General features: G+C 43.3%; 18 protein-coding genes. 11 read left to right on the top strand and 7 right to left on the bottom strand.

Annotation, left to right across the window (positions count from 1 at the left end; genetic code table 11):
- Positions 1-181 precede the first annotated feature (181 nt).
- The 3 genes from F6J90_RS06370 to F6J90_RS06360 all read left to right on the top strand — a co-directional run bounded on the left by F6J90_RS06370 (position 182) and on the right by F6J90_RS06360 (position 5,054).
- Positions 182-1,057 carry an Npun_R2479 family HD domain-containing metalloprotein gene (locus F6J90_RS06370; protein WP_293091612.1) on the top strand — a complete coding sequence of 292 codons (876 nt, stop codon included), beginning with the start codon at positions 182-184 and terminating at the stop codon, positions 1,055-1,057.
- 342 nt (positions 1,058-1,399) lie between these two features.
- Positions 1,400-2,470 (top strand): ABC transporter permease, encoded by a 1,071-nt coding sequence (locus tag F6J90_RS06365; RefSeq protein ID WP_293091611.1) that lies wholly within the window; start codon positions 1,400-1,402, stop codon positions 2,468-2,470.
- Between the two features lie 778 nt (positions 2,471-3,248).
- Positions 3,249-5,054: an ABC transporter ATP-binding protein gene (locus tag F6J90_RS06360; RefSeq protein WP_293091610.1), complete on the top strand. Its 1,806-nt coding sequence runs from the start codon at positions 3,249-3,251 to the stop codon at positions 5,052-5,054.
- Here F6J90_RS06360 and F6J90_RS06355 read toward each other — a convergent pair.
- Positions 5,024-5,167, bottom strand: coding sequence for a hypothetical protein (locus tag F6J90_RS06355; protein WP_293091609.1), 144 nt, complete (start codon positions 5,165-5,167; stop codon positions 5,024-5,026). The two genes, F6J90_RS06360 and F6J90_RS06355, sit on opposite strands and share 31 nt — an antisense overlap.
- A gap of 53 nt (positions 5,168-5,220) precedes the next feature.
- Positions 5,221-6,825 (bottom strand): HlyD family efflux transporter periplasmic adaptor subunit, encoded by a 1,605-nt coding sequence (locus tag F6J90_RS06350; protein ID WP_293091608.1) that lies wholly within the window; start codon positions 6,823-6,825, stop codon positions 5,221-5,223.
- A 306-nt stretch (positions 6,826-7,131) separates the two neighbouring features.
- Between F6J90_RS06350 and F6J90_RS06345 the strand changes: the two genes are divergently transcribed.
- Positions 7,132-7,269, top strand: a complete 138-nt coding sequence (locus F6J90_RS06345) for a hypothetical protein (protein WP_293091607.1) — start codon at positions 7,132-7,134, stop codon at positions 7,267-7,269.
- A gap of 4 nt (positions 7,270-7,273) precedes the next feature.
- Here F6J90_RS06345 and F6J90_RS06340 read toward each other — a convergent pair whose 3' ends face one another.
- From F6J90_RS06340 to F6J90_RS06330, 3 genes are all read right to left on the bottom strand, one after another.
- Positions 7,274-10,354, bottom strand: a complete 3,081-nt coding sequence (locus tag F6J90_RS06340; RefSeq protein ID WP_293091606.1) for a peptidase domain-containing ABC transporter — start codon at positions 10,352-10,354, stop codon at positions 7,274-7,276.
- A gap of 634 nt (positions 10,355-10,988) precedes the next feature.
- On the bottom strand, positions 10,989-11,612 hold the full coding sequence (locus F6J90_RS06335) for a helix-turn-helix domain-containing protein (RefSeq protein ID WP_293091605.1): 624 nt from the start codon (positions 11,610-11,612) through the stop codon (positions 10,989-10,991).
- Between the two features lie 150 nt (positions 11,613-11,762).
- Positions 11,763-12,497 carry a peptidylprolyl isomerase gene (locus F6J90_RS06330; protein ID WP_293091604.1) on the bottom strand — a complete coding sequence of 245 codons (735 nt, stop codon included), beginning with the start codon at positions 12,495-12,497 and terminating at the stop codon, positions 11,763-11,765.
- Positions 12,498-13,158: 661 nt separating this feature from the next.
- Here F6J90_RS06330 and F6J90_RS06325 point away from each other — a divergent pair.
- From F6J90_RS06325 to F6J90_RS06300, 6 genes are all read left to right on the top strand, one after another.
- Positions 13,159-13,449 (top strand): hypothetical protein, encoded by a 291-nt coding sequence (locus F6J90_RS06325; protein ID WP_293091603.1) that lies wholly within the window; start codon positions 13,159-13,161, stop codon positions 13,447-13,449.
- Positions 13,450-13,971: 522 nt separating this feature from the next.
- Entirely contained in the window at positions 13,972-15,159 is a 1,188-nt protein-coding gene (locus tag F6J90_RS06320) for an aminoglycoside phosphotransferase family protein (protein ID WP_293091602.1), read from the top strand.
- A 108-nt stretch (positions 15,160-15,267) separates the two neighbouring features.
- Positions 15,268-15,477: a hypothetical protein gene (locus tag F6J90_RS06315; RefSeq protein ID WP_293091601.1), complete on the top strand. Its 210-nt coding sequence runs from the start codon at positions 15,268-15,270 to the stop codon at positions 15,475-15,477.
- Positions 15,408-16,532, top strand: a complete 1,125-nt coding sequence (locus F6J90_RS06310; RefSeq protein ID WP_293091600.1) for a T3SS effector HopA1 family protein — start codon at positions 15,408-15,410, stop codon at positions 16,530-16,532. Before F6J90_RS06315 ends, F6J90_RS06310 begins: the two co-directional genes overlap by 70 nt.
- Positions 16,529-17,569: an aldo/keto reductase gene (locus tag F6J90_RS06305; RefSeq protein ID WP_293091599.1), complete on the top strand. Its 1,041-nt coding sequence runs from the start codon at positions 16,529-16,531 to the stop codon at positions 17,567-17,569. Before F6J90_RS06310 ends, F6J90_RS06305 begins: the two co-directional genes overlap by 4 nt.
- Positions 17,570-17,835: 266 nt before the next feature.
- Complete coding sequence (locus F6J90_RS06300; protein ID WP_293091598.1) at positions 17,836-18,603, top strand: peptidylprolyl isomerase; 768 nt, start codon at positions 17,836-17,838, stop codon at positions 18,601-18,603.
- 846 nt (positions 18,604-19,449) lie between these two features.
- Here F6J90_RS06300 and F6J90_RS06295 read toward each other — a convergent pair.
- A complete protein-coding gene (locus F6J90_RS06295; protein ID WP_293091597.1) occupies positions 19,450-19,581 on the bottom strand; it encodes a hypothetical protein in 132 nt (43 codons plus the stop codon).
- Between the two features lie 417 nt (positions 19,582-19,998).
- Here F6J90_RS06295 and F6J90_RS06290 point away from each other — a divergent pair, with 417 nt between their 5' ends.
- Positions 19,999-20,718, top strand: a complete 720-nt coding sequence (locus F6J90_RS06290) for a head GIN domain-containing protein (protein ID WP_293091596.1) — start codon at positions 19,999-20,001, stop codon at positions 20,716-20,718.
- On the opposite strand, the gene F6J90_RS06285 is transcribed toward F6J90_RS06290, so the two are convergent.
- On the bottom strand, positions 20,695-21,090 hold the full coding sequence (locus F6J90_RS06285; protein WP_293091595.1) for a hypothetical protein: 396 nt from the start codon (positions 21,088-21,090) through the stop codon (positions 20,695-20,697). The two genes, F6J90_RS06290 and F6J90_RS06285, sit on opposite strands and share 24 nt — an antisense overlap.
- Positions 21,091-21,120 lie beyond the last annotated feature (30 nt).

Below are 21,120 nucleotides of genomic sequence, written 5' to 3'. Positions count from 1 at the left end.
CTGATATAGCGCCCAAGGATTACCCAGTTTAGCTCTGAGAGTTTAGATCTGAGGCGTTAACCCTAAGCGAGCTATACAAAAGGTTAAACTACCAAAAATTCAATTCTACCAAACTAGTAAAACTAAGCCAGTGTCATGGGAATACTGGACTAAGTCTTAGCATTTAAGTCAATCAAAAAACATGTTTAACACCACTGAAATTCTAATTAACGCCTTTGTTATAAGACTCCGGGAAGGCTACCGCCGAACTTACGGGGGACTCAACCCTGACAACGAAGATATAATTGCTTGGGCTGGCAGCATGGCGATGGAAAATATCGCCAACAGTGATGCCCTCTATCACGATGTAGAACACTCCATCCTAGTTACCCTCGTCGGACAGGAGATTTTGCGAGGCAAACATATCCGCGAAGGTGGTGTAACTCCTGATAACTGGTTACACTTTATCATTTCTTTGGCATGTCATGATATTGGCTATGTTAAAGGAGTATGTCGCCAAGACCGAGAAAATGAACGACTCTACGCTACTGGTCAAAATGGGGAGATGGTTCATTTACCCCAAGGGTCTACCGATGCTGCTCTGACTCCTTATCATGTTGATCGGGCAAAATTATTTATTGATGAGCGCTTTGGTGGTCACAACCTGATTGATGCTGAGTTTATCAAGCGCAACATTGAACTGACTCGTTTCCCTGTGCCGAAGCAAGGGGATCATCAAGATACAGGTAACTATCCTGGATTGATTCGCGCTTCTGACTTGATTGGTCAACTGAGTGACCCACGCTATCTCAAAAAAACTAGTGCTTTGTTCTACGAGTTTGAAGAAACTGGATTTAACAAAGCCATTGGGTACCGCCATCCTGGAGATCTGCGGGAAGGCTACTCTAAGTTTTACTGGAATGGGGTATATCCTTATATTCAGGATGCCTTGCGTTACCTATCCTTAACTCAGGAAGGTAAACAAATTACGGCTAATCTCTTCTCCAATGTGTTTGTGGTCGAACACTCACACAATCACAATGGAATGGTGAAAATGACACAAAAGGTGAATGTATAGCAGTTCCTAATGGGGTGAGGTACTTAGGCTCTTGGGTTTTAGGGAACAGGGAATAGGGAATAGGGAATAGGGAATAGGGAAAAAATCCTGTGTACCTCATCACTATGATCAACGCTATATAATCAGAAGGTATTAAAGGTCAAGGCTTAAGGGTGAACGGTGTTAGGGTCAAGGGTGTTGGGTCAAGGGTGGTTGGACCAGATTTCGATACCATCTTATTAGTATGGGGTATGGGTAAAACATAGCTAATGCAAGACACGCCCATACTAATAAGACCCATACTAATAAGACCCATACTAAGTAAACGCGAGGTGCTTTTCGCCCTTTCGGAGTCAGAATCCTATGAACTGGTGGCAAAAACTTACCAAGAACCCTCTCGCCCGTTTTGGGGCATTGCTATTATTGACGTTTTATCTAATTGTCATTGCAGCAGATGTTGTTGCTCCCTACGATCCTTATGTGTCTCAGCCAGATGGTTCCCTGCTACCACCTACCAAGATCTACTGGCGTAACCAGCAAACCAAAAAGTTTATTGGTCCCCATGTCTATCCCACAACCCAAGGACCAACGGATTTAGAGACAGGCGATCGCAAACTAAATGTAGACTGGCAAAAGCCGTCGCCCGTGGGTCTATTTGTTCCAGGTCGGGAGTATAAGTTGTTTGGAGCGATTCCCTTTAACCGTCACCTGTTCGGTACGGTGGGTGAGGGTAAGATTAATCTATTAGGTACCGATGAGCAAGCTCGTGATCAGTTTAGTCGCTTGGTGTATGGGGGTCGGATTAGTCTTAGTATTGGTCTAGTCGGAATTGCGATCTCCTTTCCCCTTGGTCTAATCATTGGGGGAATTTCCGGCTATTTCGGCGGCTGGGTAGATGGGATCATCATGCGTCTGGTAGAAGTTTTGATGACTATTCCTGGTATTTACCTACTCGTCGCCTTAGCTGCTGTGCTACCACCTGGTCTAACTAGTGCCCAACGGTTTTTGTTAATTGTTTTGATTACCTCGTTTATTAGCTGGTCTGGCTTAGCACGAGTGATCCGAGGACAGGTGTTATCGATTAAGGAGCGGGAATTTGTCCAAGCTGCCAAAACTATGGGGGCGAATCCCTTTTATATCATTGTACGCCACGTTCTGCCCCAGACAGCTTCCTATGTGATTATATCAGCAACCTTGGCAGTTCCTGGTTTCATTGTGGCCGAGTCGGTGCTGAGTTTGATTGGGTTGGGAATTCAGCAACCGGATCCGTCCTGGGGAAATTTGTTGTCTTTGGCAACCAATGCCTCAATCATCGTGCTACAGCCTTGGTTGATTTGGCCCCCAGCACTGCTGATTATTCTGACAGTGTTGGCGTTTAATTTACTTGGGGATGGCTTGCGGGATGCTCTCGATCCTAGAAGTTTACAACGGTAGCTATTAGACTTCGCGGCAGTTGTCGGGAACAGCGGATCTGGGAACAGGGAACAGTGGACAAGAATTGACGCAAACACTATTATAAAAATACTTTTGCAAGAGGTCTATTGAAATACTCAAGGGGGAAGGATGGGTCGAGTCTGGAAAAAGCCTTTTTTTCTGGGTTCAATCATCAGCCTTGCTCTCCTTGAGCCCTAGCCCTTACCACAATAGTCCACAGACTTCAGTTTTAACAAAAAATCTCAGGGAACAATAATATTATAAATAGAATGTTTTGTGGCTGTGTTTACCCATTATCAAATACTTACTGGCTCAGACAATAATATATAAAATACGGCTCTTCCGTACTTGTTATGCTAAATAAACACTTTAGCTAAGGGAGCAGGGAGCAGGGAGTAGTGTAAAGAGGCCGTATTCAGAAAATTTTGTTAGTTAAATAGCCTCATTTTCCTTATACAGTAAGCTTTCTGAGTTTTTTAAGTTGAAATTTAGCATAAAAGGTACTGAAGAACCTAAAATACAAACCCAATCCAGAGCAAAGAAGAAGATCACGGCAATTAAACAATAGTAAATCTGGCTATTTGCTGTTATGATTTTGCGCTCCAATTAATTTTCACAGAGTACTATTTTTGGCGACGATAAAGACTGTCAAAAATACCTAGTTTTGATAAAAAAAATATTTTTTGTTTCTTTATAAAAAGAGACAATTCCTTGTCTGTTTCTTTACAGTCCATGTGGCAAGACAGTAGCAGTTAGAGGAGACATACAGACTGGGGACATGAAAGCATTATCAGTGGCAAGTGTTACGGCACCATCTAATCTACCCAAGGAGTCACCTCCTCAAGAGTATCGGAGTGAGTACCCCTTCCGGACACTACTTTATCTCTACCGCCAAGACCTAGGTAAAATCGGACTTTCGATGGCGATGTATGTGATCAAACACAGTCCGGAATGGATCAGACCATTGGTGATTGCTAATGTGATTGATATTATTTCCAACCCAAGCACTCACCCACTGTCGGAGTTATGGATTAATGGGGCTATCCTAGGGATTTCTGTACTGCAAAATATCCCCACCCATTACTTACACATCCGGTTTATGAGTCTCGCGACTCGCAACATGGAGTCGAATCTGCGCTCAGTAATCACCCAGCAGCTGCAACTGCTTTCGATTGGATTCTACAAAAATAACAGCAAGGGAGCACTACAAACCAAACTCTTGCGGGATGTGGAACAAATTCAAGGGTTGGCAACAACCCTGTTCCAGTTTGTCCCTGCAGCTATGCTAACTATCTTAGTAGCAATTGTCGCTACTGCTATTCGTGCTCCTTGGTTCCTGCTGTTCTTCCTGGGAACTGTCCCAGCCGCTGTGATTCTGATTTCGGTACTCAGAGGACCGATTCGCGATCGCAATTCTGCTTTCCGACAACAACTAGAAGAAATGGCAGCTAGCTTAATCGAGATGATTCAGCTAATCCCAGTCACACGAGCTCATGGTGCTCAACAGACTGAGATGGAACGGATTGATGGCAAGCTAGTGACTGTCAAAGAGGCAGCGGTGCGACTTGACTCGATTAACGCTATCACCGATTCCTCTTCTTGGGTAACCCTACGGTTATTCAGTCTGATTTGCTTGATCACCTCAGCCTGGTTAGTCTATACCAAGCAATGGTCAATCACAGTGGGGGATGTGGTGTTACTGACCGGCTATTTTGATTCCCTGACTAACTCGATAGTGCAAATCTTAGCTGTATTGCCACAGATTGGCAAAGGTTTTGAATCCATTCGCTCAGTCGGTGAAATTCTGGAGTGTCCTGACCTAGAGCGCAATCCTGGTAAGATAGCTCTGCAACAGGTGCGTGGTGAATTCACCTTTGAGTCCCTTAGTTATAAGTATCCCGATACGGAACAGTTTGCCATTGAAGACTTTTGTCTACAGGTCAATCCTGGCGAAACCATTGCCATCGTCGGACCATCCGGAGCCGGAAAATCTACCTTATTAAGTCTGATTATTGGTTTCATGGCTCCCACGACCGGAAGAGTTTTACTAGATGGTACAGATATGAGTAGCCTCGACCTACAGACCTATCGGAAATTCCTCTCAGTGGTTTCCCAGGAGACTATCTTATTTGAAGGTACGGTGCGAGAGAATATTGTGTACGGCAGTGAACAATTGGATGAAGAACAGTTACTCAAGGCGATTCAGGATGCCAATGCTTTAGAATTTATTCAGGAATTGCCCTCGGGACTTGATACTCTAATTGGGGAAAATGGGGCAAAACTTTCTGGTGGTCAACGGCAACGACTAGCTATTGCTCGTGCTTTAATTCGTAATCCAAGGGTGTTAGTTCTCGATGAAGCAACATCGTCTCTAGATACTGCTTCGGAAGCTTTGATTCAGGAAGCTTTGGAACACTTGATGGAAAACCGCACAACGTTTGTGGTAGCTCATCGCCTGTCAACAATTCGGAAAGCTGACCGGATTGTAGTTATGGAACGAGGGCATATTGTAGAAGTTGGCAATCACGCTCAACTGCTGGCTAAAGATGGAACCTATACACAGTTACATTCATTACAGATATAGCAGTTATTAATGGGGTGAGGTACTTTCATTATGGGTTTTAGGGAGTAGGGAGTAGGGAGTAGGGAGTAGGGAGTAGGGAGTAGGGAGTAGGGAAAAAATCCTGTGTATTTCATAGCTATGAGAACCTATATATAAGATCACGTTGGTGATTATTCAAAAATTAATGTCAAAGCTCCAAACCACTTTTTTGCAACTTCTTAAATGGATCCAGAACGAAATCAATAACACGACGTTGCCGGACAATCACCTCGGCTGTTGCCGTCTGACCTGGAGTTAAGGTAATCTTTTTGTTTTGGGCTTCGATATAGGGCTTTTCTAACTCGATTTCCAGTTCAAAACTTTCTAGCTTGCCTTGGTTGGTTTCTGTCATCTTCGAGTCTGGAGAAATCCAACTCAGGTTACCTTTCAATACCCCATAGTTTTGGAAGGGATAGGCATCAAACTTCATCTTCACTGGCATTCCTACCTGTAAAGACCCACTCTCTGTAGTGGCTATTTGGGCTCGGAGTACTAGGGATGAATTCTCTGGTGCAATCTCTACAATTACCTCTCCCGGTTGGACAACATCCCCAGCGCCTTGGATGGGCAAATGAAAAACTGTGCCAGTAGCAGGAGCTTTGAGTACTCGTTGCTCTAACTGAAATTCCAAGGATTTAATCTGGGTTTTAGCCTGGGCAATTTCTGCTTGCAGGGTAGTAATTTCTGTTTCCAGATTCTTCAGCTGTTCCTCAATTTTTAGCATCGCCAGTTTACTGCCTTGCACTAGACTCTGATAGCTACGTTTCTGTTCTTTAAGGCGAAGTTCAGCTTGCTGAATATCAGCCTTAGCTTCATGAATAATCCGCTCGTAGCCGCCTTGCTGCTCTTTGAGGCGGGACTTGGCTTGCAAAATATCGGACTGAGCTTGCACAACGCTTTGATAGTTTTCTTTTACCAGCTGTTCCGCTTCAATGAAGCGGTCTTGTGAAATGACACCTTCCTCAAACGCTTGTTTGTAGCGTGGGAGTCTTTCCTGGGCAGCTGATAACCGAATTAATGCTAATTTATAAGTTGCTTGGCTCGACTCAATGGATTGCTTAACTTGATTGATTTGGGCCAGTTTTTCCTCTTTTTGTAAATTATGGATATTCTTGAGAGAATCTAGATTATACTTTGCCTGCTCCACTTGAACCTGTTTTTCCAATTCTTGAGCTTGGTTCTGTTGCTGTTGGGTATGCAGCCCCAGCATCAATTGATTCTTGAGTATGTCCAACTGCGCCAGCCGATTCTGTTGACCTGTCTGTCTTTGATGCAACTGCTCAAGCTCAGCACGAACTAAATCTGATTCTAACTCCAGTAAAATCTGTCCTGCCTTTACGATCTCCCCTTCTTTTACTTTAAGGGCAGCCACTGTTCCAGAAACTGGTGCATCCAACCTAATGGTTTTCCCCTTGGGCTCAATCCGCCCTCTGGCACTCCCGGTCTCATCTACCTTGGAGAGCATTGACCAAGGTAAGAGGGTACCGGCACAGATCACTAACAGATAGAGCAATCCCCGAGTCCACGGTCGTGGCAAGGTATTGAGCAAGTCATGGGTGACTTCAGACCAGTCATCACCGAGAGATTGTGATGAGGTTGATTGTGATGAGGCTGTTTGGGTTGGCGGTGGTGTCTGATTAGTGTTTAGGGAGTCCGGTGGCTTGGTGACTAAACTATTGGGATTTATATAGTCATCGTTTGGCTTTTTCGGAAAGCCTGAGTTAGGAAAGCCTGAGTTAGGGTCGTATGGCATAATCCAAAATTGGTAATTGCTATAGCATTTTTAAAAAAGGGAACAGGGAATAGGGAATAGGGAACAGGGAGTAGGGAGTAGGGAGTAGGGAGTAGGGAGTAGGGAATCGGGAGTAGGGAATCGGGAGTAGGGAGTAGGGAGTAGGGGAAAAACTATGTGTAAATTATTACTATTAAAAACGTTTTATATACTTGCAATTTTATGATATTTATGTAAATAAATACCATAAAAGTTTTGATTTTTTTATTTGTTTTTTTAAGTTTAATTTGACTATCAATCAAGAAGGATAAAGCGTTTTTCATAACTATGAAGTACACAGCATTTTTTCCCTGTTCCCGATTCCCGATTCCCGATTCCCGATTCCCGATTCCCGATTCCCGATTCCCGATTCCCTATTCCCTGTTCCCTACTCCCTACTCCCTGCTCCCTATTCCCTTTAATTAGGATTTTAATCACCAACAGTAACGGTCAGTTGTTGCTGATTGAGATAGAAGTAGTGACCACGCTTAGCCATTAATGTCTCGTGGTTACCACTTTCGACCAAGATTCCTCGATCAAGTACTAGAATTACATCAGCTTGGCGCACGGTAGAGAGGCGATGAGCAATAACTAAGGTGGTTCGACTTTTCAAAATTGTGTTTAAGTTAGTTTGAATGATGCGCTCGGATTCAGCATCCAGGTTGCTGGTGGCTTCATCTAAAATCAACAAGCGGGGATTCCCTACCAAAGCACGGGCGATCGCTAGGCGCTGACGTTGACCACCAGATAACATACCACCCCCCTCGCCAATCTGAGTCTCATAACCCATGGGTAGCTGTTTAATAAACTCATCTGCACCAGCCTGTCGCGCTGCTTCCATAATTTCTGCTAGGGTTGCTGAGGGATAACCCATGGCAATGTTTTCCCGAATGGTTTTGCCAAACAGAAATGTATCTTGGTTAACTACACCAATCTGCTCCCGCAATGAGCGCAGGGAAAGACTGGTGATGTCTTGACCATCAATTAACACTTTGCCATCTGTGGGGATATAAAGCCCCAAAACTAATTTGGAAATGGTGGTTTTCCCTGAACCACTGCGACCGACTAGGGCTACCATTTGCCCTGGTTTGACCTCAAAACTGAGATTTTCGAGTACATTAATATCGCTTTGAGGGTGATAACGAAAGGTGACTTGCTCAAAGCGAATGTGACCCTTCAGTTGTGGTAAGGATTGACGAAGTTGCTGCTGCAAATCTTCTTCTGGTTCCGCATCCAGCACATCATTGATCCGTTCCACTGCAATCAGCACTTCCTGCAATTCATTCCACAACACGGTTATGCGCTGGAAGGGGTCCATCACATTATTTAGCAACATATCAAAGGCAACTAATTGACCGATGGTAAGTTGGTTTTGAATCACCAGCCACGCTCCATACCACAGCAGAGTAGTAGTAGCAACTGTTTCGATAGTATTACTGAATATTTGTAACTGGTTGCTGATGATTTGCCCAGAAAAGCTAGTTTTGATCGACTTATTCAGGAGTTCCTCCCAATGCCAGCGCACTGTTTGTTCAACTGCCATGGATTTAATTGTGTTAATCCCGGTCAGGGTTTCGATCAGATAGCTTTCTTGATTAACTAAAGCATCGAATATTTCTCGGGAAATCCGGCGTAAGAAGGGCGTGGCTATTAATGCCAGCAGGAAAAATGGCGGCACAATTAACAACACTAGCCCTGCTAATTTCCAGCTGTACCAAAACATCAGACTCACGTAGATAAAAACAGTGAGTAAGTCGAGCAAGATTGATATAGCTTCCCCAGTGAGGAAGCTTTGAATTTTTTGGTTTTCTTGGACGCGGGAGACAATGTCACCGACAAAACGAGACTCAAAGAAGTTTAAGGGTAATCGGAAGGTATGGCGAATAAACCCGACAATCAAGGCGAGATCGACTTTGTTAGCGGTGTGGTCTAGCAAATATTGCCGCAAGCCAGTCATGGCAATTTGGAATAAGCCAAACAGCAGCAAGCCTAAGCCAACAGCGTTTAAGGTCAGGGTACTACCTTGCACTATTACCCGGTCTAACAATAGCTGTGTGAATAGAGGTGTAACTAGTCCAAAGATCTGAACTAAGATAGATGCGATTAATACCTCTAGAAGCACCAGCCCGTGAGGTTTCATTAATTCAAAGAACTGCCAGAAGGCAACACTGGCCTCCTTGGCTTCCTTCAGCATTGCTGTCGGTTGCAACAGAAGGGCATAGCCAGTCCAATTTGCTTTGAAATCGGAATGGTTGAAGGTTTTTTGACCAATGGCAGGGTCTCCTACAATTACGCGATCGCGAGTCACTTTATAGACCACGATGTAGTGTCTGCCCTCCCAATGGGCAATAGCGGGCAGTTTCTCTGTTGCCAATCGGTCGAGACTAGCTTTGACCGGTCGGGTAGAAAAGCCGATGCTTTCTGCTGCTGCAGCTAGACCTCGTAGTGATGTGCCATTGCGGTCAACATTGGCAACATCCCGCAAACGATTAACACTGAAACGCCTACCCCAGTAGCGACCGATCATCACTAAACAAGCAGCACCACAATCTGAGGAACTCTGTTGGGCAAAAAACGGATAGCTTTGAGTAACTTGCTGCCACCAATGGCTGACTTTGATTGTGGGGTTGGGAAAGTAAACTCGACGGGTCTTGGGCTTTGGTTTTCGCTCTGGAGACGGTTGAGCAGGTGCGACAGCTGACAAGGTCTTAGCCAATGCTGGAATAGGTTGGTCGTTAGCCGATGGGGTAGCATCAGACTCAATCAGCTCACTAAGTTGTGGCAAGTGGAGTAGGGCAATTTTGCTATCACCATTGCTGAGACTATATAGCTTAGTTGGCATCCTCACCTGCCAAGAGTTTTCCTCCTTTAACTGGGAGGGAGTGTAGATGCTGCCAGCATTGAGGGTTTTGCCAGAACCATGGAGTAGCTCTCCGTGTCGGAGCAGCCAAAGTCTTTGATTGTTTAGTAGAGAATCTGGGAGTGTGCCCACTTCCAGAGTATAGGGTTTTAATAGCGATAGCGTTTTAAGTAACCCTTCTCGGGGTAGATTCTCGAAAAAACCATTGCGACGACACAATAAGAATAGATCCCGCAATACTGCTTGTCTATGGAGGTGATCCCGGATGCTGGGATAGTTACGGAGCAAGGGCTGCAACAACTCACCAGCAAGATAGCAAAGCTTGAGCTTGACAGAAGCTCTGGCAGTGTAAGGCTGAAACGATTCTTCTGGAAACAAGGTCAGCTCGCCGAAGGTGCTGGATGCTTCTAGGGAAGCCAGTAAGTTATTGTGCTGATCGAGGAGCCTGACTTTGCCAGCCATAACGATGTAAAGGCCAACATTGCCATTACCTGCTTGCCAGAATCCCTTACCTGCCCTTGGTTCCAGAATTTTAATACCTTTGAAGCAGCGGTCGAGTTCTTGTTGAGGGAGTGCTTGTCCCAGGGTCTGGGCAAGTTGTTGAGCAAAATATTGCTTGAAAGCAGCTTGAGACGATGAATCCTGAACCATGGAGTTTACTCCAATCAATCAAAACATTCCTAGAGCTTTGATTCAGTAATAAAAATATCGCTATTTGGCACACGGTATAGCGCTACGCGCAAGGCAAGAGGAATCCCCCCTAACCCCTCTTAAGAAGGGGGGCGGGCAACAGGCAACAGGCATGCATGCTAAAGTTTACTACAACAGCTTTTGCTGCTTGTATTAATGTCCTAACTTTAATGGGTAGTGCTATATTTATCTACAGTTGCTCTACATCTGCTCTACGTTCAATTCTCGATTTAGTTCACCGTGCCCCTACACTACATGTAGTCTTAAAATAGTTCACCTCGAAATGCTACATGTAATGTGTTGATGCCATCCCGTAAGTTTTGACTGAGTAAAATCTACCTGTGAGATATTACTGAATTAGCTCTGATTAGGATTGAATTTACAATCCTTACTTCCTAATGATTGCAAGAAATAATCTGTTTTTGTCCTGCAGCACAAGTGTCAGTTATCATTAAGTTTTCAGTAATTTTATTACCAGTTATGAGTTGTCTTATTAATTGTCCGAAGGACTAGACGTTAACTCTTGATAACCAACTATTAGCTCCTCAGTTATTGCCACCATTTTGTACTAGTTGTACTAGCTATACTAGCTGTACTAGCTGTACCAGCTGCTGATCTTTTGTGGATTGAATGGCCACAATTTCAAAGATTCAGTTAATGAGGCAGAAGACAAGTTGCGAACAACAATGCCACAACCCTCAGTTTCAGAAGGATTCTTGGTATTCTGAGCCTTGGAGGATTTATTGCGGGTGGAAAGCCCCATTTTTTTGAGCAGACGGTTGATATGGCGATCGCTGACCTCAATGCCAAACTCTCGGGTCAGATGCTTGTTCAACCAATGGGCTGTCCAAGAGTGAAATGAATAGCCATACTCACGGGGACTATGACTCACCAGCTCTTTCAAACGTTCAAGGTATTGGTCATTAATAGTCTTAGGTCGGCCAATTGGCAAAGCATTCCAATTGTGAATGTTACCAGTTTGGAGTTGGCAAATCCAATACCGTGCGGTTTCTTGAGAGCAGTGTAATGCTGTACAAATTTGAGACTGAGACTGACCCTGATCTGCCAGCAACATAATCTCAATCCGACGACGGTATTCTGGGCGTAAATTGGTTTTTAGGCTTTCTAGCAGGAATTGTCGTTGATCTGGAGTCAAAAACTGACCTGCTTCTAAATCCCTCTTTTCTGGAGCACCGTGTTGAACGTAAGTTACAACCATATGACAGCTAAATTCGTTGACACACTCTATACTGATAAAATTATGTGAATTTTTCAAGAAGTGTCGGTGAAGTTTTGTTGAAGACATCGTAATTATGAAGCTCTGTCACCAAAAAAAACAGCCATTATGGCCTTTATATCGATGCTCCGGTTATAAGTGGGCAACAATTTCTATCTGTTCCAGTTGTTCCTTTAGCCAGTCAGAAAACAAGTCTGAAAGAATCTCAGAGCGCAACTGCTCATCCAATTGTGGTTGAATGATTTCCTCAACCAAAATCAGGTGTACTCCAGATGAGGTGACAATGGGTTGGAGAATCTGGGGCGGACTGGCAGCAAACACCGCTGCCGCAATCTCTGGCTTGAGTTGTTGGCGCTGTAGTATTCCTCGATATCCCCCAGAGCGGCGCAGTGAGACGTCCTGAATATATTGGCGAGCAATCTCATGGAAACTGATTTCCCCTTCCTTGAAGGCATAAAAGAGTTCCCACCCTAGGTCTTCGTCCTCCAAAACCACTTCGTACATGACGACTCCGGCATAATCAAGCTGGTGCTCATAAAAAAAAGACTCAACTTGATCTTTAAACAGATGTTGAGCGACCTTGTCAGCGATGGTGTTGGTGTAAATCAATGCTTCAAAATCATCGAGAGATAGATGATGTTGTTGCAGCCACGACCAAGTCTCGTCAGTGTTATGGAGTTCCGTGGCGAGACGGAAGTCGTCTGCTGCCTGTTGTAGTTCTTCTGGTTCCACTTGAATCCCAGCCTCTGCTGCTGCTGACTCAATAATCTTGCAAGTAACGATGCCTTCAAGTAAGGTAGGAATTTGGCAAGAGAGCCTGGCATGCTCAAAAAGAGCTTCCTGGTCAATAGTAATCAAGCTTTGCATAATATTCTGCTGAATTTTACTTCATTTGAAACTCAATGGTTAGTTGGATGAGGCACTAGGCACTATACCTAATACTTAACACCTTGGCCTAACCCTCAAAACTAAATTGACAGTAAGCAGTCAGGGGTCAGCGGTCAGCGGTCAGCGGTCAGCTTATTTTCTTCAAAAGCACCTCAAGTAGCCTGGCCACAGGCCAAGGCTGATAGCTGATAGCTGATAGCTGATAGCTGATAGCTGATAGCTGATAGCTGATAGCTGATAGCTGAATGCTTACAATTGACAGACTACTAGGGTTGAAATGACTCATCATTTTTTATTCTAGCCATCCATCTTTGAATTATGTCTGAGAAAAAGATGAGATTTTGTTTAAATAAGACATAATTAAGTGACTTGTGTCTTGCTATACCAAAGAAAGATATAAGTCATTATTTTATGTCTCAAACCAAAAGACAAACCCCAGAAATTATGTCTTATTTACTAGAAGTAAATTCTTTATTTATGTCGATTTTAGCCTTGATTTAAGTCCAAAAACAATAAGAAAAACTCTTGACTTTTAGTTTTTTAGGTACGATTATGAAATTAAGAAGTTAGCAAGCTTACTAGTCATGAATAGTTGCATGCTAACTGAATAACTAACATCTGAAAGTAAGGAAAAACCCAAATGTCTAGTATTAAAATCGCTGAACTGCGTCCTGCTGGTTCAGAGCTATTCCAAGATTCCGAAAGCTTCCTCAATGAGCTAAGCGATGGTCAGGAAATGGACATGGTTTTAGGAGGAGGACGGCGCTCTCGCTTCTCCTTTAGCTTTGGTCCTCCCCAGATTACCAGCGCTATCAACACCAGTATAATTAGCAATACTATTGTGAGCAATGTGATTACCCCCAAGTCGGTTGTCTCGGTGAATACCATTGCTCAAGGAGGTAAAGGTAAGAAAGGTAAGAAGCGCCACTAAGTTGCCTAAGTAAAGGTATTTTGCTCTTTACGAAGTCGGTTGTAACTGATATTTTGCAGTAATTTCAGTAGTCAGCCAGGGTTTAAATCCCTGGCTGATCAATCAAGTCCTCTGACCTAGGAATCAATGCTGGCCACATTATGATTTCAGTTTCCCCCCTTTTTTAAGGGGGGTTAGGGGGGATCTATCTATTTTAATGGACTTTATCCATTAGCTGGTTGTTAAAACCACCGGCAGTAGGGCTTACCGACAATGGTGCAAGATATGAGTTAAGTCGGAGTCCTTGTGGCTCCGATTGATTATTTGCAAAAATCCCTAACAATAAGACTTTAATCAAGACGTTATGTCCAAAAAGTAAAGCTGATTCTATTGACTTTTTGGGCTGAATAACTAAAGATAAATAATTAATGATGGTGTCAGCTAATGCTCTACCTCACAGGCTAGAAGCCTGTGCCACTCTAATTGAGGTGCTATCAGCCGTCAGCCCTTATTTTTTTGTTAATTTTTTATGTCAAAGATACTATGGCATTTTTATTAAGTTCTAAAAATGTTTTCGAGTACCTGATTGAGCAGGGAATCTGTACTGAACAGGAAAAAGATCTGGGTAAAATTGAACCCAAGCCTGCCAAGAACTTTAATTTGCTCCTGACCTTGCCAGAAGGTCGTAAGCTCCTAGTTAAACAAGAGCCTTACGACCAAGACGGTGAAACCGTAGGTGAGTTTTTGAAGGAATGGCGCTCTCAAGAGTTTTTACGACAATTCCCAGAGGTGAGTCACCTGGAGTCTTGGCTACCTGAGGTCCTCCATTTCGATCCAGATAATTCCATTATTGTTTTTAACTACCTGAGTGACTATCAAGACCTAAGCGAGTTCTACGGTAAGGAGAATGTCTTTCCCAATGCGATCGCTAGCTCAATTGGAGCGATGGTAGCTAGTATTCATCGTGCCACCTTAGGTGCTCAGGACTATCAGGACTTTTTCTCGGAAAAATCAGCAGAGCCATCCCCTGATCAGGCTCAGAACCTGGCCAATAATTTGGAACGGATTGGTCCGGAAATATTTAGTCAAGTACCCGCCGATGGTCTGAAATTCTTTGCCCTCTATCAGCGCTACGATAGCCTGGGAAAAGCGATCGCTAAACTGAGTAATACTTTCGATGCTTGTTGTCTGGTTCACAATGACCTGAAGTTGAACAATATCCTTTTACCCAACGATTGGGAGCAAGCAACGTCAGCCCCAGAGTCAGATGGCATCGTTCGACTTAGACTAATTGACTGGGAGCGCTCTAGTTGGGGAGACCCAGCTTTTGATTTAGGCTCAATTATCACCAGTTACCTGACCATCTGGCTAAGTAGTCTAGCGGTTAGTAAGTCGATTGATATCGAAGAAGCATTGAATCTAGCTATGACTCCCCTAGAACAGATTCAACCTTCCATAGCTGCCCTGATTCGGACTTATTGCGATCGCTTTCCTGAAATTTTAGAGCGCTACCCTAATTTTTTGCAGCGGGTGATGCAATTTTCTGGTCTAGCCTTGATTCAAACCATCCAGTCCATAATTGAGTACCAGAAATCCTTTGGGAATACAGGGATCTGTATGCTTCAAGTAGCCAAGAGCTTGTTATGCCGTCCAGAAGCATCGATCCGAACAGTTTTTGGTATCGAGGAATCAGAATTGATTGGTCTTAATCAGATCTTGCACCAAGTTTAAAGTCAAGGTAGGGAAAAGGGAATCGGGAATCGGGAATCGGGAATCGGGAAAAAATCCTGTGTACCTCATAGTTATGAAAAACGCTGTATAGGGGTCTGTGTAGGAATTGTGATAATTTTTGTTCCCTACTCCCTACTCCCTACTCCCTACTCCCTGCTCCCTACTCCCTACTCCCTACTCCCTGTTCCCTGTTCCCTGTTCCCTATTCCCTTTGCTATCACAAATAACAATTTTCAAAACACAAAACCATGCAATTACTTGAATCACTACCAAATCAACTGCCAGATGCTGTACCTGAGCAGCTGCGAACTGCCCTAGAAGATATGGTCAAGCAGCTTGAGATTCAGGAGTCCAACTTCTCTATTCGCCATCGAGATTACAAACCCTTGGAACTTCCAGCTGAGGTAGTAGAACGCTTTGGGCAATTGTCCTTAGACTTGCAAAAAAAGTATCTGAGTCTGCAACTGCGGAGTTTTCTCTACGGGCTTTACTACAACGGTTCTCTAAAAGATGCTCTAGCCCTCAATGGGGATTCAGATGACCTGACACTGCACCAAAATTTAGAAAACAATACTTACCTGGGGATAGATTTAAAATTCTACCAGCGATTGGATGAAAGCAATACTGGTGAGGGCTACTTTGACCCCGATTGGCTGGTGCTAAGCCTGGAAAGTGATGGCACTATGGCAGTAAATAAGGGCGGTTTAACTCTACATATCCAGCCGGAGGAGCATTTACAACCAGAAGCACAATCTCCCGCTGTTGGGGACGAAGTTGCGGTCTTGCTACCTCCGAATCTGGTACAAAACGGATTCTATATGGCAGTCGGTAATCTGGGTACCTATGACCATGGGCATCCAGATAGTGAAGGGGAAATTGTCCGCATCTACTTCAACTTAACCCCTGAAGGTGCAGTGGCGGTAATGGGTAGCCTGACGCAACAGTTAAATCAAATCTCGGTGCCATTCTCTTTTAAGGTTCTCTATAATCCTGAGGATTACAACCGCTACGACTCAGGAGTACTCTACTTTGACAACAACGACTATGAAGCAGTGCGGTTAGTGCTTGGGAAGGTTTATACAGAAAACCAATCCCATTTTAAGCCAGAAGTACCCCTGTTCACCAAATTCCTAGCGCCAGGATTGGGGTTAGCGGAAGAACCAGACCAGAAATTTGCTGACCAAGAAAGTTTTGGCATGAACCGCTGTCAAATTGTTGCTAATGGCTTATTGGAAGCTCACCACAAAGGGGACGATTCTCCAGAAGCTCGCATGGCAGCAATTCTCCAACAGTTCTCTTTGTTGGAGATTGAATTGCAGCAGTGCTACCTAAATGCCAAATCTGAAGACATCTATACTCCGTTAGATTTATGAAGCTAACTGATCTGACAACTACCCTGACCCCATCCCCTGCTAAAGAAACAGTTTCTGCTAGAGTTAAATTCCCAAAGTCAGATTTACCTTTTTACCGCAAACTAGGACGCACTGACTTAACCGTGAGCTGCCTGGGATTAGGTGGTGGGGGACACATTTCTAGTGATGATACTCTCTACGCCTTTGACCAAGGAATAAACTACTTTTTCTACTCCAGCGATCTACATCACTATCTCTACAGTTCTATGGCTGGGGCGCTGCGCCAGCTTTGTGGACGGGGTTCCTCAGTTCGAGAGCAGGTAGTTCTGGCAACGGTAACTTACATGACCAGGACTCCCGATGCCATATTGACTTTTCTATACGATCAGTTTGTAGACTTAGGAATTGACTACATTGATATATTTTTTTGGGGTTGGATTGATGCTGACAATGGGGATAATTTCGAGAAATGCTTGAATATTTCTAACGATCTGCGCGGTCCCAATACAGTTTATCAGCGCACCATAGAAAGAGTATTTGAAACCTCAGAACGTCTCAAAAAAATGGGTGCTGTGCGCTATATTGGTGCGTCATTCCACGACCACGATCTTGCCCGAAAGTGGCTAAATAGCCCTTTATTAGATGTGGTCATGGTTCGCCATAACGTTGCTCACCGCACTGCTCAGCAAAAGGTCTTGGCCGATCTAGCTCCCGAAGACCCCCAGCGACCAGGTATTGTTACGTTTAAGTCAGCTGGAATGCAGACTCTTCTTTGGACTGCCCCGGAAGAGCTACCAGAAAACTGCTGGATACCTTCAGTACCAGATTTATATCGCTACTCTTTAAGTCAGAACTCTGTCGATGTCGCCTTGGCAGGTTGGACTTCTCGTGAAGAAGTTGATGCAGCGATCAAAGGCATTCAGAAAGGCAAACTAACCCAGGCTGAATTAGACTATCTCAATCTCTATGGCGATTTACATCGCAACCGCATCAACATTGAAGAAATTACACCTGAACACTTGATTTACCAACCTGATCCGGTTGTTATTCATAGATGAGAGGTAAGCAATCAGCCGTCAGCTATCAGCGTGTCGCGTATCAGCTTATGGGTTATGTCACAGGCTAGAAGCCTGTGCCACAAAGCACCTCAAGTAGCGTGCGCATCGCGCAATCAGCTTTTACACAGACTTTCAATTCGATAAAATCTCGAACTATTAAATTATACCTTTTGAGGTTTATTTTAAGCTGACGGCTGACAGCTGACGGCTGAGTGCTTACAGAATTTATACTGTTAAACTACACAATTAATGAATCACAAAAAACCATGACACAAACAACAGAAACCTTAGAAAAACCGGTAGTAGTAGAAACTTCCCCAGTCACGGATGCAGATATTATTGCTTACCTGCGCCGTTCCAGGAAATTTGGTGAAATTGCTACCTTAGCTGAACAAGATGCCTTGATTTTGGATCTGTGTGAGGAATTTAGTATTACCGTTTCCGATCAGGAATGGCAAGCGGCTGGAGATGCTTTTCGTGTAGAGCACAAGTTGCTAGGGGTTACTGAAACCAATACTTGGTTTTCTGAGCAGAAGATTACTGTAGAAGAGTGGTCTCAAGGAATTAAAGTCGAGCTGTTGACGAAAAAATTAAAAGAGCATCTGTTTGGAGAAGTTGTCGATGGTGATTATCTTAGCAATCGCGAAAAATATAGACGAGTAGCCCTCTCTCAAATTCTTGTGGTTGACCTAGCCCAGGCTTTGAAAATAGTTAAAGCACTTCGCTATGACAACGCTTCCTTATGTGCTTTAGCACTGGAACACTCGAAGGGTAAACAGTCCCAAGAAAATGGCGGTTTTGTGGGGATTCGCTTTCTACCAGAACTTTCCCAAGACATTGCCAAAGGGATTTATGAAGCTAAAGAAGGTGAAGTTATCGGACCGATTCAAACTAAACTTGGCTATCATATCCTCAGAGTTGAGAAGTGGTTTCCAACGGAACTAAGTGAATCAGTTAGAGAGGCAATTTTAGAATCCCTATTTCAGAATTGGTTACAGGAGCAAAGCCAGACTAATCCTGTAGAAAATTCGTAAGCATTCAGCCGTCAGCCGTCAGTTATCAGCAGTCAGTATAGCAGTTTTTAATTTGGTGAGGTACAGAGTTTCTGGTTTTAGGGAACAGAGCAAAAATTTTGTGTACCTCATTAGGCTAAAAACCGCTATAGTCAGCTGATAGCTGATAGCTGATAGCTGACGGCTGACTGCTGATAGCTTACTCAGGTAGTAGTACTGATATAAACTATAAAAGTAAATACCCCCTAAACTAAAAGCAAGTTTGGGGGGCTTATCAACAAACTGACAGGTGATACCCTATAGGATTGTCGGTTGATTAGGTCGGATTAAGGGGAAATTGTGGTACAATTACCCCTTAAAGTAATCCTAATTTACCAACACCATGTTAGTGCGGTTTTCTGGTACGAATGATTGGTGGGAAGCAGCTTTTGATTGGGAAGGTTGTGGTTGGGGGGGTTTTGAATGGGAAGGTTTTGAATGGGAAGGTTTTAGGGACAGTAATTGTTAGTTTGCTGAATGGTATATGAAATCCGCCCAACACAGAATCTATTTCCTGTTGATCAGTTAGCTCATTGAGAAAGCTTTCGGAATCATGAAACAGCTCAGAGCCAGCAGAACGTAATTCAGAGATTTTGAGATTACTCATTTGATTTACTCCTTGACTACACTTAGTTAAAGTAAACTGCGATTAGATTAGATCCAGGATTAGACTTTGTTTTGTCTAGTCCTGTAATTTTCATTTTTAAATATTGGAACAAAAAATTCAATAGTAATTAGGGATTGATTAGACCTAAATCAGAAGCTTGTGTCTATAAAAATTTAGGTCATACCAGTCTAATTCCAATAGTTTAAGAGCTTTTTTTTAACTTAATACATAGAAATAAATAGTTGACTTGCGTCCAAAAAATGGTTGATTTGAGAGCAGCTATAGCAAAGGGAACAGGGAATAGGGAACAGGGAGTAGGGAGTAGGGAGTAGGGAGTAGGGAGTAGGGAACAAAAATTATCACAATTCCTACAGGGATTGCTATATCAGGTAATGTCAGGAGTCGGACCCAATTAAAGTTAACTGTTGAGACAAGAGGACTTTGAAGCGGTTAACCGGTAACCTAAAGGGTTTTTGTAAGGTTAAGTTTATAAACACAGTTAACCGAATTTATGTCCAGGTAATTGTTGGAGACTTAAGGTCTTTAGTTAGGTCTAAACAATCTCCTTGATCAGCTTGACTTTCTCGGTTAAATTCAAAAAAATGATAGATGAGCTGTAAGCATTCAGCGGTCAGCGGTCAGTGGTCAGTAGTCAGCTGATAGCTGTTCGCGTAGTGTGCGCGTAGCGCATTAGCTGATAGCTGAAGACTTACAAAGGAAGCACATGAATCCTGGCAATTAAGGAGTAGCTTAAGTTAAGCAAAAGGAGGTTGGTTAAAAAAACAATGTTATCTAAGATACCTGTTTTACTAGCATTAGCTGTTAGTGGGTTTAACTCAGTTAGTGGGTTAGATAGTATTTGGCTTAAGCCAGTTAAAGCATCAGTTGTTAGTCAGCTTAATACGATGAGTGTTCAAGGTAGTAGTGTTTTGAAAACGGAAAGCAGAAAAGTTAGCCCTTTTACTGCGATTGACGTTAGTGGTAGTTATGAGATTGAACTAGTTATTCAGCCAACTACCAATCTTGAAATTAGCGGTGATGATAATATCTTGCCCCTAATTATTACAGAAGTGAGAGATAATACCCTATTCATTTATCCTGAAAAAAGTATTTCTCCTAAAACCCTATTAAAAATTAAAGCATCTAGCCAAAACATCGAGCAATTATCTACCCATGGCGCTAATTATTTGAAAGTTTACAATGTCAATAATCAGCGGTTAGACATTGAAGAAAATGGTAGCGGCAAGACTGAACTATATGGCAAAACGAAAGAGCTATATCTAAAGGTATATGGAGCCGTTGATGTCAATGGTAAAAATCTTTCCTCTACCAAAGCTAAGGTTGACCTATTTGGTGCTTCCCAAGTAGATGTTTATGCAACTGAAAAGCTGACTGCTAATGTATTTGGCTTAGGAAATATAAATTATTACGGCAATCCTAAAAATGTAATTAGAAACATATTAGGATTAGGTTCGATTACTAAATTTTAGTAAGGCAAAAGGCAAAAGGCAAAAGGCAAAAGGCAAAAGGCAAAAGGCAAAAGGCAAAAGCCAAAAGGCAAAAGGCAAAAGGCAAAAGCCAAAAGGCAAAAGGCAAAAGCCAAAAGCCAAAAGGCAAAAGGCAAAAGGCAAAAGGCAAAAGGCAAAAGGCAAAAGGCAAAAGCCAAAAGGCAAAAGGCAAAAGGCAAAAGGCAAAAGCCAAAAGGCAAAAGCCAAAAGGCAAAAGGCAAAAGGCAAAAGGCAAAAGCCAAAAGGCAAAAGCCAAAAGGCAAAAGCCAAAAGGCAAAAGGCAAAAGGCAAAAGGCAAAAGGCAAAAGGCAAAAGGCAAAAGGCAAAAGGCAAAAGGCAAAAGGCAAAAGGCAAAAGGGGACTGGGATCTATCTTTTTAATGTG

Source organism: Moorena sp. SIOASIH (assembly GCF_010671925.1).
Classification (GTDB): domain Bacteria; phylum Cyanobacteriota; class Cyanobacteriia; order Cyanobacteriales; family Coleofasciculaceae; genus Moorena.
The sequence above is the reverse complement of the archived record's forward strand: the minus strand, read 5'-3'. Positions and strand labels throughout refer to the sequence as shown.